Source organism: Gordonia prachuapensis (assembly GCF_036350515.1).
Classification (GTDB): domain Bacteria; phylum Actinomycetota; class Actinomycetes; order Mycobacteriales; family Mycobacteriaceae; genus Gordonia; species Gordonia prachuapensis.
The window spans coordinates 138397-152363 of sequence record NZ_JAZDUE010000011.1; the positions used below are offsets into that span (position 1 = coordinate 138397).

A 13967-nucleotide genomic window follows, 5' to 3' on the forward strand; every position below is an offset into this window, starting at 1 on the left:
TGTTCAGGTATTCGCTCGGGATGCGGGTCAACGCCCATGAGTCCGGAGATGTCCACCGCCCTCGGCAACCCTATCCAGGATCGTAAACGACCATTGCAGTGTTTTGCTGAAAGCGCGCTGTTCCCGAAGGGGGGTCACCGTTCAGTGAACGACCACGGTGAGGGGACCATCCAGGCCGACCGCGGCGACATCATGCGCCTCGTCCTCCGACATCGCGAGCAGGATCGGCCGGGCGCCGCTTCGTCCGGAGGCCAGCCCGCCCGCCTCCTCGGTGTGCGAGGTCAGTGCGACGATCGCGCCCGTGGCCAACACCGCCTGCCGGGAGGCGGGGGCGTCCGGTGCGGTCAACACGTCAACCACGTCTCCCTCCCGCAGCACCGACGCCACGGTTTCGTCGGCCAGTCGAACCGGGACGAGCCTCGCATCGGCTCGGCCGGTCAACTGGGCGGGCAGGGCAGGCGAGAGCAACCGGACGTCGGTGAGGATCTCGCCGGCCCGGATGCGGCCCACGAGCGTTCGTCCCAGCGCATCTGCGGTCAGCCGGACCGCGCCGGTCGGGATCATCTCGCCGGGCGCGTCGGTCACCGCCAGGTCGTCGGCGCTGATCGCGTGGCCCGGGGTCAGGTCCCTCGCGGCGACCACGACCGCTCGGGACTGTTCACTGCGATGGCCGACGACGGTCGCACCCACCGCGCACAGGACGAGCACGATGGCGGCGGCCCGCCTGATGACGACCGACCGTGCCCAGCCGGGCCGCAGAGTGTGGCGGACGCGGTCGACGACGCGGGGCGACAGTTCGTTGCGTAGGAAGCCTCGCATGAGGTGACCGTAACCATCCGTGCCGCACCTGCTGCCGGGTCCGCGATGATCTTGGGACAACCCGCCCGGTCGTCAGTGGCTGTGGAGAACGACCTCTCCCGGGCGGGCCGATTGGACCCCGCACGAGGGTTCGGGGAGAATGACCCAACGGTGTGCCGGGAAGTCTGGTCGGCCCCTGCCCGACGCGGGCAGGGACGCAATGTGCGTGTGTCCGGCCCTGCGCGACCGATGACCAGGAGAGTTGATGTCAACAGCTGGTACCGAAAATCCATCCTTCGTTGACCGGTTCCGGCGGTGGATATCCCTCGACACCCCCAGCGGGGTGATCTTGCTCGTCGCCGCGGTTCTCGCGGTGGTCTGGGCGAACTCACCGTGGCGGGAGGCCTATCACACGCTGGCCGAGTTCGAGTTCGGGCCGGAGGCCCTCCACCTGCACTTGTCGCTCGAGGAATGGGCGGCAGACGGGCTGCTGGCGATCTTCTTCTTCGTCGTCGGTGTCGAGCTCAAGCAGGAGTTCGTCATGGGAAGCCTGCGGCAGCCGAAACAGGCGGGCGTGCCGATCGCCGCGGCCCTCGGCGGCATGATCGTGCCGGCGCTGTTCTATGTCGTGGTGGTGGGCGTCGGCGATCCCGATGCATTGAACGGTTGGGCGATCCCGACGGCCACCGACATCGCCTTCGCGTTGGCCGTCCTCGCCATCTTCGGCCGTGGGTTGCCGCTCGCGCTCCGGACGTTCCTGCTGACGCTGGCCGTCGTCGACGACCTCCTCGGCATCACGATCATCGCGACCTTCTACACGGAGAACATCGACTTCCTGATGCTGGCGATCGCGTTGGCGTTCATCGTCGTCTTCGCGTTCCTGGTCCGGATGCGGCACACGCACTGGTGGATGCTGATCCCGGTCGCCGTCGCCGCCTGGGGGTTCATGCACGCCTCTGGAGTCCACTCCACGGTGGCCGGCGTCCTTCTCGGTTTCGTGGTGCCCGCCAAGCTGATCCACGGCGAGACGGAGTCGCGAACCCACAGGTTCGACGACGACGTGCGGCCGATCTCCTCGGCCGTCGCGCTGCCGATCTTCGCGTTCCTCGCTGCCGGCGTCACCGTGGTGGGTACCGACGCCGAGCTGATCCAACCGGTGTCGATCGGCATCTTCCTCGGACTCGTCGTCGGCAAGCTGGTCGGTGCGATGGGCGTGACGGCCTTGATGACGAAGTTCACGCCGCTGCGCCTCCCCGATTCGATCGGGGTCCGGGATCTGCTGCCGGTCGGCTTCTTGACCGGCATCGGTTTCACGGTGGCGTTGCTGATCGACGAGTTGTCGTTCGTCGACACCGATCCGCATGCCGAGGCTTCCAAGACCGCTATTCTCGTCGGCTCGTTGGTGGCCGCGATCCTCGCTGCCATCTGGTTGCGATGGGACGCCCGACAGGCCCGCGCCGCGGACATGAACCGCGACGACATCCCGGACAAGGACATCGACGTCATCGGCGGTTAGGCCGCCGACAGAACCCGGAATCGTACCGACGGAACCTTTCGCTCGTGTCGACCCATCGGACAAGAAGAGGTCCCGCCCTCCGACGTGAAGGGCGGGACCTCTGATCTCTGACCTCGTCGTCGCCCTGACGTCGGGCCACGAGGTTGGGTCGCGCTCGGGGATCAGGGGGCGTCGGCCGCCTCCTTGGTCTTACCGGTCGTGGGATCGTAGGTCTCCCAGAACGTCGCACCGATGATGCCGAGCCCCTTCGGGTCGAACGTCGGGTCGATGCCCTGTTTCTGCTGCCGCTCGTAATCCCGCAAGGCCTTGAACGCCGGCTGCTGCAGGATGATGATGCCGACGATGTTGAGCCACGCCATCAGACCGACGCCGATGTCGCCGAGCGTCCAGGCCTCCGACGCCGTGGACACGCAGCCGATCGTCACCGACACCAGGATGAGCGCTTGCAGCAGCAGGGTGAGGTTCGCGCCCAGGGTGCTACGCAGCGGCTTGATCTCGATGGTCGCGGCCTTGCCCATCAGGAATCGCAGGTTGGTCTCCGCCATGTAGTAGTAGGCGATGATCGTCGTGAGGCAGAAGAACAGCAGGGAGATGGCCACGAACGACGACCCTGCGCCGCTCCAGAAGGAGTCGAAACCGGTCTGGACGAAGGTCGGGCCGACGGCCACGTCGGCAGGTAGTAGTCCGCCGTCGCCTATCACCGCACCGGTCTCGGACTCGTCCTCGAAGACGCGGTAAGCCCCTGTGGAGAGGATCAGGAATCCGGTGGCGGTGCACACGAACAGGGTGTCGATGTAGACCGCGAACGACTGGACCAGTCCTTGCTTGGCGGGGTGGGACACCTCGGCCGCCGCCGCGGCGTGCGGTCCGGTGCCCTGTCCTGCTTCGTTCGAGTAGATACCGCGCTTGACACCCCACAGGATGGCGAACCAGAGGATGGCGCCGAACGCTGCGTCCACACCGAAGGCGCTGGCGAAGATCGTGCTGATGACACCCGGGACCTCCGAGGCGTTGAGCGCCACGATGATGACCGCGAAGAAGATGTAGAGAACCGCCATGAACGGCACGACGATCGACGCAAACGCGGCGATTCGCTTGACGCCGCCGATGATCACGAAGGCCAGCACGATGACGGTTGCGATCGCGACCACCCAGGTCGAGAGCCCCCAGGCCTCGTTCATCGCCAGCGCCATCGAGTTGGACTGGACACTGGGCAGCAGCAGACCGCACGCGAGGACGGTGACGGCGGCGAAGATCAGGCCGTAGACCTTGAACGCGCCACTCGCCTTGGTGTGCGCCATCGCGCGACTGAAGTAGTAGGCGGGCCCGCCGCGGTACTCGCCGGTCAGTTGGTCTCGGGTCTTGTAGATCTGGCCGAGGGTGCACTCGACGAACGACGTCGACGCACCGAGGAAGGCCACCACCCACATCCAGAACAGCGCCCCCGGACCGCCGAACGCGATCGCGGTGGCGACGCCGGCGATGTTGCCGGTGCCGACGCGGCCGGCCAGGGAGATGGTCAGCGCCTGGAACGACGAGACGCCGGAGGGCGATTTCTCACCCCGGAACATCAGCCGGATCATCTCCGGGATCTGACGAACCTGGACGAGTCGGGTGCGGATCGAGAAGAACACGCCCGCACCTAGGCACAGCCATACGAGTGCATCGCTCCAGATGTACCCGTTAATATCGCTCAGAAAGTCACTCATCGGCGCCAGTCGCCCTTCTCGAAGTCGTGGCCAGAACGGCCAGAGTGAACCCAGGATTGTGTGCGTAACACAATCGCATGTCACCCGGGAGTCCGCACGGCGAACGACGATCGTTGGCACTCGGAATGTCGGAGTGCCAAAATCGGTTACACTTTGCAGCGATAACTAATCTCTCGGAGGTAATCGGTGCCCACCTACTCGTATGCGTGCACGGAGTGCGACAACAAGTTCGACATCGTGCAGTCCTTCTCCGACGATTCGCTGTCCGAGTGCCCGGAGTGCACGGGCCGGCTCCGCAAGCTCTTCAACTCGGTCGGCATCGTCTTCAAGGGCAGTGGCTTCTACCGCACGGACTCCCGGTCGTCCTCGTCGTCGAGCGAGTCCTCGTCGAGCAACTCATCGGAGTCGTCGTCGAGCGGTTCGTCCGAGTCGTCGTCGAAGACCGACACCAAGAAGACCGAGAGCAAGCCGGCGGCCGCGGCGCCTGCCGCATCCTGATCTGGTATCTCGCGCGTTCAGCCGATCCGGCGGAAGCCGCTGTCGGGCGTCAGTGCCCAGCCGACCCGGACATCGTGCGGGTCCGTCGGCAGCGATTCCACGATCTCGTCGTCGTACACCACCGCGATGACCTCTGCAGACACGGCGGCGAGAGTGCGGTCGTAGTAGCCGGCACCACGGCCGAGCCGGTTGCCGATCTTGTCCACGGCATACGCCGGGACGAACACCACTGCGGCGGCCTCGATCGCGCGGGCACCCAGTCGGTCACCCGTCGGTTCCAGGAGGCCCCACCGGCCGCGTGTCAATGAGGCAGCGCCGTCGTAGCGCACCCAGTCGAGCGCCGCGGGCTCGCCGGGCGGCACCACCGGCACGATGACCGTCACACCGCGGTCGATCAGCGCGTCGAGCAGTGCGGGTGATCCGGGTTCGGTCCCGATGGGAACGTAGGCGGCGACCGTCACGTCGTACTCGAGGCGAAACGGTGCCGACGCCACCCAGTCGGCGAGGTTGTCCGCCGCGCGCTTTCGGGTCGCGAACGACTTCGCTCCCCGACGCTCTTCGAACTCGACCCGCAGCCTCCGCTTCGTTGACCGCACCCCACCGCCTCATCGTCGTTCCGTCAGGTCAGGGCCCGTTCACCGCCACGGATTCGCGCCCCCACGACAGGATCTTCGCAGCAATCGGCCTCGATGTCCTCCGACCGGATGCCGACAGGAAACTTCGCACGCGCAACACTAGGGTGTTCTCATGAGCACCAGTGACGTGAGCCAGACTACCGAGGCGTTCACCGAGTACGAGAATGTGCCGAACACGCCGCCGATCCCGCGGACCGCGGTTGTCCCGGCCGCCGGCCTCGGCACGCGTTTCCTGCCGGCCACCAAGACCGTCCCCAAAGAGTTGTTGCCCGTGGTCGACACCCCCGGGATCGAACTCGTCGCCGAGGAAGCGAAATCGGCCGGTGCCGAACGACTCCTGATCGTCACCTCCCCGGGCAAGGACGGCGTCGTCGCGCACTTCGTCGAGGACCTGGTGCTGGAGAACACCCTCGCCACCCGCGGCAAGGAGGCGATGCTCGCCAAGGTGCGCAAGGCTCCGTCGCTGCTCGAGGTGGCTTCGGTGGTCCAGGAGAAGCCGCTCGGCCTCGGACATGCCGTCGGATGTGTCGAGCAGTACCTCGATGACGACGAGGACGCCGTCGCGGTGCTGCTGCCCGACGACCTGGTCCTCCCCGGCGGAGTTCTGGAGGTGATGTCGCGGACGCGACAGCGGCGGGGTGGGTCGGTGCTCTGCGCGATCGAGGTGCCCGAGGACCGCATCAGTGCCTACGGCGTCTTCGAGGTCGAAGAACTCCCGGACGCCAACAACCCGAACGTCAAGCGACTCCGCGGCATGGTGGAGAAGCCGGCACCGAAGGACGCGCCGTCCAATCTGGCCGCCGCGGGACGATATATCCTGGACCGCAAGATTTTTGACGCGCTCCGACGGATCAAGCCCGGCGCCGGTGGCGAACTGCAGCTCACCGACGCCATCGCCTTGCTGATCGAGGAGGGGGAGCCGGTGCATGTGGTGGTCCATCACGGCACCCGGCACGACCTCGGCAACCCCGGCGGATATCTCAAGGCCGCGGTCGACTTCGCGCTCGATCGCGACGACTACGGCCCCGACCTGCGGGAGTGGCTCGGCAAACGCCTCGCCGACGGCTGACCCACTGATTCGACAGCGCGCCGCCACCACCCGACGCCCGGCTCCGGCTACTGTCTGCTCAAGTCTGTCAGCCGAGATGGGGCAAGAGGTGAGATGCGTTCGGTCGAAGATCATCTGACCCGGGTGACCGCCGCCGCGGTGGCGCCGCGGCCGGTTCGCGTCGCGATCTCCGAGGCGCAGGGCTTGATGTGCGCAGAAGAAGTCGTCACCGAACGACCCATGCCCGGGTTCGATCAGGCAGCCATCGACGGCTATGCGGTGCGCGCGGTCGACGTCGATCTCGCCGGCACCATCGCTCCCGATGACCTGGAGGAGTTCGACGCCGGCGGAGCGGAACTCGTGGACCTCACGCCGGGGGCGGAGATGATCGTGTCGCTGCCCGTCGTCGGTGGGGTGGAACCCGGTGCGCGCACACCGACGCGACTGCAGCCGCGGCAGGCGGTCCGGGTGGAGACCGGTGCACCCATGCCCACCCTGGCCGACGCCGTGGTCCCGCTGCGCTGGACCGACGGCGGTGAGCAGAAGGTCAAGGTCGGCCACGCCGTCGACAGCGGCGACTACGTTCGACGCGTCGGCGACGACGTGCAGCCCGGCGACGTCGCGGTCCGGGCCGGATCGATCATCGGGCCCGCGCAGGTCGGGCTGCTCGCCGCGGTCGGACAGCCCCGCGTGATGGTGCATCCCCGGCCGCGGTTGTCGGTGATCTCCATCGGCAGCGAGCTCGTCGACATCGACCGTTCCCCCGGACCCGGGCAGATCTTCGACGTGAACAGCTACGCACTGGCCGCGGCCGCACGAGACGCCGGCGCCGACGTCAATCGGGTCGGCATCGCCGAGCGCGAGACGTCTCGAATGCGGGAAGTGGTTGAGGCGCAACTCATCCGATCGGAGATCGTGGTGATCTGCGGGGCGGTCGGTGGCAGTGCGTCGCGTGCGGTCGCCGAAGCGTTGAGCGACCTCGGTGAGCTCGAGATCGTGCGGGTGGCGATGCATCCGGGGTCGGTCCAGGGATTCGGACGACTCGGCCGCGACGAGGTGCCGACCTTCCTGCTGCCGTCCAATCCGGTCAGTGCGTTGGTCACCTTCGAGGTGATGGTGCGCCCGCTGATCCGCATCGCACTCGGCAAGCGCCAGCCGATGCGGCGGGTGATCACCGCCCGGACGATCGGGCCGATCGCGTCGGTGCAGGGTCGCAAGGGGTATCTGCGCGGGCAGCTGATGCGCGACGAGCGATCAGGTGACTACCTGGTTCAGGTCATCGGGGCGTCGCCGACCGGTAGCTCACACCTGCTCGCCGAGTTGGCCGAGGCGAACTGCCTGATCATCGTCGAGCCCGATGTGGCGGAGTTGGCCACGGGCGACGAGGTCGAGGTGGCGTTCCTGGCGCAGCGTGGATGACCCGGACATACACTCACTGTCGTGTTGAGGTGGTTGTCGGGGGCGCAGATCAACCCAGGCTGGCCGGCGACTCTCGGGCCGTTGCACACCCAGGCGGGTGCCGTCTCGCTGCGTCCGGTCAAGATGCGCGACGCCAAGGCGTGGAGCGCACTGCGCATCCGCAACCAGAACACTCTCCTTCCGTGGGAACCCACCGGGATCGGATCGTGGTCCGAACGCCACCAACCGAGCGCGTGGCCACCGCTCTTCTCGATCCTGCGGTCGGAGGCCAAGCGCGGCACGGTCTTGCCCTTCGTCATCGAACTCGACGGTGACTACATAGGTCAGCTCACCGTCGGCAACATCCAGCGAGGTGCCGTCCGCAGCGCCTGGATCGGCTACTGGGTCGACTCCTCACATGTCGGCCAGGGGATCGCCACCGCAGCAGTGGCTCTCGGCGTCGACCACTGCTTCGGCCCCGTCGGCCTGCACCGGCTCGACGCCACGGTGCAGCCCGCCAACGTCGCCTCGCAAGCCGTGCTCACCAAGATCGGCTTCCGCCGCGAAGGCCTGCTCGAGCGGTACATGGATGTCAATCGCAGCTGGCGGGACCACATCCTGTTCGCCCTGACCGCCGAAGAGATCAGTGACGGCGCGGCCGCGACCCTGGTGCGATCCGGGCGCGCGTCGTTTCACTGACGCGGCATCGGATCGAACAGGCCGCGACGTATCCTCGCGACATGCCGCAGTTGGAGATCGTCGTGCGTGGGGTGGCGCGCCGCAAGTTCCCGCCCGAGTTCGCGGTCCTCGACCTCGCCGTCAACCGGAACGGACCGTCCCGCGACGCTGTCTATCAGTCGGCCATCGAGGTCCACGCGGCGTTGGTGGCAGCCCTCGACGAACTCGTCGAGAGTGGTGCGATCGGGGAGTGGACGAGCGACACGGTCCGGGTGTTCGGTCGCCGTCCCTACGACGGGGAGGGGCGCCGCCTCGACGTCGAGTACGCCACGCAGATCGGTCTGCGTGCACGTTTCGGTGACTTCGAGGCCCTGTCGCGGTTCGTCGACCGGTGGTCGACTGTCGAGGGCGTGCGGATCGGGGGCGTGAGGTGGATCTTGTCGGAGGGCAGTCGCCGGGATCGTGAGCACGAACTCCGTCGGGAGGCGGTCGACGACGCGGTGTTCAAGGCGCAGGCCTATGCCGACGCCGTCGGTCGCGGCGCAGTGACGCCGATCCGGCTGGCCGATCCCGACATGCGCACGGACGCACGGCCGGCCATGCTACGGGCTGCGCCTCCCGGCGGCCCCGACTCCGCGCCGTCACTCGAGCTGCGGCCCGCCGACATCGAGATCGCGGTCGAGGTCGACGCGCTGTTCGTCGCCGACCAGTGACCCGAGGCGCGATCTGAGAGCGCCCTGTGAATCCCGGAATGTCGTCGGGACTCGGCGCGTCTGCGCTGGCTCGGCCATGTCCGCACCTAGATTGTGAGGTGGCGTCGTGTAACCAGAGTGAAAGAAGGGAGAGTCGCATGCCGAACTCAGTCTTGTGGGTCTGCCTTGTGGCCGTATGGCTTTTCGTGCTGGTTCCGATGGTCATCAAGGGGCGTCCGCAGATGCGTAAGTCCACTGCGGCGGCCAAGGAGACCCGCCTGCTGCACCGCGGCGGCAACCGCACCCGAACCACCAAGCGGCGTTCCGCCGGAGCTCATCCGCATGACCCGTCCTGGAAGTCCGAACGCAAGCGACCCGACCGGACCGGCACCGCAGTCCTCGACGACGATGAGACCGATGCGGACGGCGATGTCGAGAACAGCACGGACACAGAGGATTCGGCACCGGACGCGACGGTGCGACGCGCGACGGGGGCTGCGGTCTCTGCGCCGGTCGCCGACGAGGACGAGACCTTCGATGATCTGGATGCGACTGACGCCGACGCTGACAGCGTCGATGATCTCGAAGCCGACAGCTCTGAGGGCGACGACACCGAAAGCGCCGACTCTGAAGCCGACTACGCGGACGACGAGGAGATCACGCTCGACGGTGAGTTCGTCGACGCCGAGCGTGACGACATCGACGACGACCTCGAGGATGTCGAGGACGCCGAGATCGTCGCGGCCGAGGAGATGGCCGACGAAGACGATGCCGTCGATGACCTGACCGACTCCGACGCCGACGATTCCGAGTACGACAGCACAGATTTCGAGGACGCAGAGTACGAGGATGCCGAATACGACGATGCCGACGAGTACGACGAGTACGACGAGCATGCCGAGTACGAGGAAGACGACTTCGTCGAGGACGAGTACGACGACGAGGTCGACGGGTACGAGGCGACGGGCGATGCCGACCTGACCGATGCCGACCTGACCGACGATGCAGACGCCGAGGCGGCGAATGCGCGGCCGCGGCGGCGTGAGGATCGCAGATCGAGCCGAACCGAACGGCGTCGCAGCGTCTATTCTCCGGACGCGCGCCAATCCGAACTGCGTTACCGCGAGCGGCAGCGTGTACTCATCGGCCTACTGGCGCTCCTCGTGATCGCGGGCGCCTCAGGCTTCTTCCTCGGGCTGCCGGGATGGATCGCCACCGGTGTGGTCGGCCTGATGCTGGTGGCCTATCTGGCCTACCTTCGCCGCACCGTCGCCACCGAGCAGAGAATCCGCGCTCAGCGTGCCGCGCGCGCCCGACGCTCCGAACGTGAACAGGCAGATCGCCGCCGACGTGCCGATGCCGCAGCGGAATTCGCGGCGTCGCCACCTCCGCCACGCCTGCGGCGTCCGGGCGGGGCGGTCGTTCTCGAGATCGACGACGAGGACCCCGTGTTCGAGCATCTGCCGCCGTTCCAGCGCCGTCGCATGATGCGTGAAGACGACGGGCTCAGGCGCGTCGCGGGCTGACCGCGTCGGGGTGCTCGGCGATCCACTGCCGACCGTGCCGCGCCGCCTGGGACAACGCCAGCCGTTCGCCGACATAGGTGACCGGCGCCCCGACCACCGGGATGTAGGCGAGCATCCGTAGCGGGAGGATCGGCTGCGGGCGTCGTTCGAACTCGTTCGTGAGGCCGCGCAGGATCTTCGCGACGTCCCAGATCGCCCCGATCAACGTCTTGCCGTCGCCGTCGGTCGGCAGCGGGCCGGACTCGGCAGGGTCTGAATCATCGGTGATGGTCGAGCGGTCGATGTCCCGGCCACACAGCACCGACGCGAGCAACCGCACCTGAGCGGATCGGTCGGTGACCCCGTACTCCCGGGCGATCGCGACCAGCACGATCGCCTGGTTCGCGAAGCCGAGCACCGACGCGAGCGGCAGCCGACGGGTCCAACCGCCGAACACTCCCGGATAGGCGACTGCGACGGTGTTGACCGTGCCGATGCGGCTGATCCACCAGTCGGCCCTACTGTTCATCGACCGCTTCGTCCATCCCTGCGTGCCGGGCCAGTCGGTGGCGTCGACACCCTGCGCGAGCACGTGCAGGGCTTGCTGCACCTTCGAATCCGGGTGTGGGTCGTCGTGGAAGGTGTGCTTCTTCAGGCCGAGCGGGTCACGCTCGGCGAGAGCATCGAGAACCGGGTTGATCCCCGCCACCGCGCGTTCGAGAACGGCTGCGACGTGGGAGTCCGACACGTCCGCCATAACGGCGAGATTAGCCGACGCGACGCAGACCAAACCGGCACCGATCCTGGGTTTGGGATAACCCCGCTCCCGGCTGCTAGAGTGGCCAACGGCCGGTCACACGTCGACCGCCCGGGGCTATGGCGCAGTTGGTAGCGCGACTCGTTCGCATCGAGTAGGTCAGGGGTTCGATTCCCCTTAGCTCCACCAGTTCCACCTCTGCGCGCGGCCGATTGCGCCAAGCGCGCACCACTTCCGACAACGCACGTGTCGCGACGTGCGCGGATTCATGACGAGTGCGCGGCTGCCGGCCGTTCGGCGGTGCACTGGTCCGATTCACGCCACGCCGCACGCTCTCAGACCCGCCGCGGTACCGGCGGCGAGCAGGACCACCACGATGATCGGCGCGCGACACAACGCCGCGATGACCCCGACGGCCACGCCTGCCGGTCGTGCCCATCCGACGAGGTCCTGGCCGACGAACAGCGCACCGGTGATCGCGACACCGACGAGCAGCACGATGGCTCCGCGATCCATCACGGCCGCGGCACGCGGGCTGACCTCGAACCGGTTGCGGAGGGCCGGACCGGCCAACCGGATCAAGTAGGTTCCGACGGCGAGCACAGCGACGCCGACGGCGAGTTCGGTGGCGCTCATCGCGCATGCTCCAGTCGGCAGGTGTCGTCGTCGGAGTTCGCAGGTCGCAGCTGCGGCCGAGCGCGGCGTCGCATCAGCTCGACGACGGCCAGTCCGGACAGCGCGAGGAGGATCGGCAGACCGGCCGGCAGGAACGGCGTGGCCGCCACCGCCACCACGGCGCCGATCGCGGCTGCACACAGCGTGCCTCGGTCACGCAGCGCGGGCACGGCGAGTGCCGCGAGAAGGGCCGGGAACGCGGCGTCGAGGCCCAACGCCTCGGGGTCGGCGACGAGTTCGCCGATCGCCGCGCCGATCGCGGATCCGAGCGGCCAGCTGATCAGAATCCCGGCGCCACAGAGAAAGAAGGCGATCCGGGCCCGACGTGACTCGGGTTCGCCGGCCACGATCACGGCCGTCTCGTCGTTGATCAGGTGGGCACCGAGGGCCATGGGGAGCCCGCGCGGCAGGTGGCGTCCGACGGACAGGCCGTAGCCGAAGTTGCGGGTGTTGACCAGTAGCCCGGCGAGTGCCGCCAGTAGGGGAGCACCGCCACCCGCGAGGATGCCGACGAACACGAACTCCGACGAACCGGCCAGCACGACGGTCGCGATGATGACGATCTGCCACCAGGTCAGTCCTGCGGCGTGTGCCGTGACGCCGTACGAAGCGCCGATGACCAGCACGGATGCGCTCATGACCAGGACGACACGGACGGTTGCCGTGTCGAGTGTTCTCCAGAAGGAACGCATGTCCACTATGATGAACACTATGGCAGGTGTTCGTCAATATGCACGATCGTCCGATGAAGCGAACGGTGCGCCGGGTGGGGTGTCCGCGCCCGACCCCGGGCAGCCCAATCCCAAGCGCATGGTCGCCGCCGCCTTGAAGCGGGAACGGACGCGTGCCGGCCTCTCGATCGGCGAACTCGCGCGGCGGGCGGGTATCGGGAAGTCGACGCTGTCGCAGTTGGAGTCGGGTGACGGTAATCCCAGCGTCGAGACGTTGTGGGCGCTGTCCACCGCGCTCGGCCTGCAGTTCTCGGCCCTGCTGGACTCGCCGACGCCCACGGTCGAGGTGATCCGTCTCGGCGCTGGACCGGTCATCCCGGCGGCGGATGCCGACTACACCGCCACCCTGCTCTCCACCGCGTCGCCGGGTTCGCGCCGCGACATGTACCTCGTCCGAGCGGAGCCGGGCAAGCCGCGGATCTCGGCACCGCACGCCCGCGGGATCATCGAACACGTGGTGATCAGTGCAGGGCGAGCGCGACTAGGACCCACCGACGCGACGGAAGTGCTCGAGGTGGGTGACTACATCTCCTACCCGGGTGACGTCGAGCACGTCTTCGATGCGCTGGAACCCGGCACCATCGCGGTGATGTTGAGTGAAGCGTTCTGAGCATCGCGCGACGGGGTTCGTATCAATGCACGACCACCGTCCCTCGCGCGGGTAGGTGTGGACGGTCGGTGGTCACCACGAGTTCGACGCGGCCGGAACCGGTGGTCACCATGCGGGTGAGGCTGAGCAGTGGCGCCACCGGAATCAGTAGGCCCGCGACGGTGCCCGATACCCTGCCGGTCCGCCCCGAGCCGAGGTTGCGCCACTCGATCGTGACCGTGACATCGCATGGCGCACCGAGGTTTTCGGAAATGCCGGCGAACCCGCCGGCGGCCGACACGTAGAGGCGGCCACGATTGTCGATCGGCGGCCCCGATCGCTGCTGCAGGGCGGCGATCGATGTCGCGTCGCCGACGACCTGACCGACACACGCCGGTCCGTGGGCGACCGTGGGCACGTGGAGCGTCGGAAGCCGAAGGGCAGGCGCCGCGGCGGCTTCGGGAGTGCCGACCAGAGCGATCGCAAGCGCGAGTGGCCCGACGAGGTGGATGGCCCCGGAGAGGTGGATAGCGTGGCGCGGTCGCATCTGTACCTCCGCGATGGGTTCGTCGGTGGTATCGCGCGACGGCCGCCGGATGTTACTCAGATCACAATGACACGGCGACAATTGCGTGCTGAGTCACAACGATTGGCCCATCGCATGTCGCACCGCGTACGCTGAAGATCAGTGATGCGCCCACGGGCGTCGTCAACGCGTCGTAGAACGCTTCTCGTGCA

At 67.5% G+C, this 13967-nt stretch carries 15 protein-coding genes and 1 tRNA gene; 9 read left to right on the forward strand and 7 right to left on the reverse strand.

Features of this window, described 5'->3' with window-relative positions:
• Nucleotides 1-141: 141 nt before the first annotated feature.
• A complete protein-coding gene (locus tag V1Y59_RS14510) occupies nt 142-819 on the reverse strand; it encodes an SAF domain-containing protein (RefSeq protein ID WP_330505671.1) in 678 nt (225 codons plus the stop codon).
• A 244-nt stretch (nt 820-1063) separates the two neighbouring features.
• On the opposite strand from V1Y59_RS14510, the gene nhaA reads away from it, so the two are divergent.
• Entirely contained in the window at nt 1064-2314 is a 1251-nt protein-coding gene (nhaA, locus tag V1Y59_RS14515) for a Na+/H+ antiporter NhaA (RefSeq protein WP_330505672.1), read from the forward strand.
• Between the two features lie 161 nt (nt 2315-2475).
• Here nhaA and V1Y59_RS14520 read toward each other — a convergent pair whose 3' ends face one another.
• A complete protein-coding gene (locus V1Y59_RS14520; RefSeq protein ID WP_330505673.1) occupies nt 2476-4023 on the reverse strand; it encodes an alanine/glycine:cation symporter family protein in 1548 nt (515 codons plus the stop codon).
• Between the two features lie 186 nt (nt 4024-4209).
• Here V1Y59_RS14520 and V1Y59_RS14525 point away from each other — a divergent pair, with 186 nt between their 5' ends.
• Nucleotides 4210-4521 carry an FmdB family zinc ribbon protein gene (locus V1Y59_RS14525; RefSeq protein WP_330505674.1) on the forward strand — a complete coding sequence of 104 codons (312 nt, stop codon included), beginning with the start codon at nt 4210-4212 and terminating at the stop codon, nt 4519-4521.
• A gap of 17 nt (nt 4522-4538) precedes the next feature.
• On the opposite strand, the gene V1Y59_RS14530 is transcribed toward V1Y59_RS14525, so the two are convergent.
• Nucleotides 4539-5117: a 5-formyltetrahydrofolate cyclo-ligase gene (locus tag V1Y59_RS14530; protein WP_330505675.1), complete on the reverse strand. Its 579-nt coding sequence runs from the start codon at nt 5115-5117 to the stop codon at nt 4539-4541.
• Nucleotides 5118-5268: 151 nt separating this feature from the next.
• Here V1Y59_RS14530 and V1Y59_RS14535 point away from each other — a divergent pair, with 151 nt between their 5' ends.
• From V1Y59_RS14535 to V1Y59_RS14555, 5 genes are all read left to right on the forward strand, one after another.
• Nucleotides 5269-6225 (forward strand): UTP--glucose-1-phosphate uridylyltransferase, encoded by a 957-nt coding sequence (locus tag V1Y59_RS14535; protein WP_330505676.1) that lies wholly within the window; start codon nt 5269-5271, stop codon nt 6223-6225.
• Between the two features lie 93 nt (nt 6226-6318).
• Nucleotides 6319-7623: a molybdotransferase-like divisome protein Glp gene (gene glp / locus V1Y59_RS14540; protein ID WP_330505677.1), complete on the forward strand. Its 1305-nt coding sequence runs from the start codon at nt 6319-6321 to the stop codon at nt 7621-7623.
• A 21-nt stretch (nt 7624-7644) separates the two neighbouring features.
• Nucleotides 7645-8301 (forward strand): GNAT family N-acetyltransferase, encoded by a 657-nt coding sequence (locus V1Y59_RS14545; RefSeq protein ID WP_330505678.1) that lies wholly within the window; start codon nt 7645-7647, stop codon nt 8299-8301.
• 41 nt (nt 8302-8342) lie between these two features.
• Nucleotides 8343-8993, forward strand: coding sequence for an SIMPL domain-containing protein (locus V1Y59_RS14550; protein WP_330505679.1), 651 nt, complete (start codon nt 8343-8345; stop codon nt 8991-8993).
• A gap of 137 nt (nt 8994-9130) precedes the next feature.
• Nucleotides 9131-10498 (forward strand): gephyrin-like molybdotransferase receptor GlpR, encoded by a 1368-nt coding sequence (locus V1Y59_RS14555; protein WP_330505680.1) that lies wholly within the window; start codon nt 9131-9133, stop codon nt 10496-10498.
• Here V1Y59_RS14555 and V1Y59_RS14560 read toward each other — a convergent pair.
• A complete protein-coding gene (locus V1Y59_RS14560) occupies nt 10479-11234 on the reverse strand; it encodes a hypothetical protein (RefSeq protein ID WP_330505681.1) in 756 nt (251 codons plus the stop codon). The two genes, V1Y59_RS14555 and V1Y59_RS14560, sit on opposite strands and share 20 nt — an antisense overlap.
• A 113-nt stretch (nt 11235-11347) precedes the next feature.
• Here V1Y59_RS14560 and V1Y59_RS14565 point away from each other — a divergent pair.
• Nucleotides 11348-11423: transfer RNA gene (locus V1Y59_RS14565), tRNA-Ala, on the forward strand.
• A 126-nt stretch (nt 11424-11549) separates the two neighbouring features.
• On the opposite strand, the gene V1Y59_RS14570 is transcribed toward V1Y59_RS14565, so the two are convergent.
• Both V1Y59_RS14570 and V1Y59_RS14575 read right to left on the reverse strand, forming a co-directional pair.
• A complete protein-coding gene (locus tag V1Y59_RS14570; RefSeq protein ID WP_330505682.1) occupies nt 11550-11870 on the reverse strand; it encodes an AzlD domain-containing protein in 321 nt (106 codons plus the stop codon).
• A complete protein-coding gene (locus V1Y59_RS14575) occupies nt 11867-12601 on the reverse strand; it encodes an AzlC family ABC transporter permease (protein ID WP_330505683.1) in 735 nt (244 codons plus the stop codon). Before V1Y59_RS14575 ends, V1Y59_RS14570 begins: the two co-directional genes overlap by 4 nt.
• 19 nt (nt 12602-12620) lie before the next feature.
• Here V1Y59_RS14575 and V1Y59_RS14580 point away from each other — a divergent pair, with 19 nt between their 5' ends.
• Nucleotides 12621-13250, forward strand: a complete 630-nt coding sequence (locus tag V1Y59_RS14580) for a helix-turn-helix domain-containing protein (RefSeq protein ID WP_330505684.1) — start codon at nt 12621-12623, stop codon at nt 13248-13250.
• A gap of 22 nt (nt 13251-13272) precedes the next feature.
• On the opposite strand, the gene V1Y59_RS14585 is transcribed toward V1Y59_RS14580, so the two are convergent.
• Nucleotides 13273-13776: a hypothetical protein gene (locus V1Y59_RS14585; protein WP_330505685.1), complete on the reverse strand. Its 504-nt coding sequence runs from the start codon at nt 13774-13776 to the stop codon at nt 13273-13275.
• Nucleotides 13777-13967 lie beyond the last annotated feature (191 nt).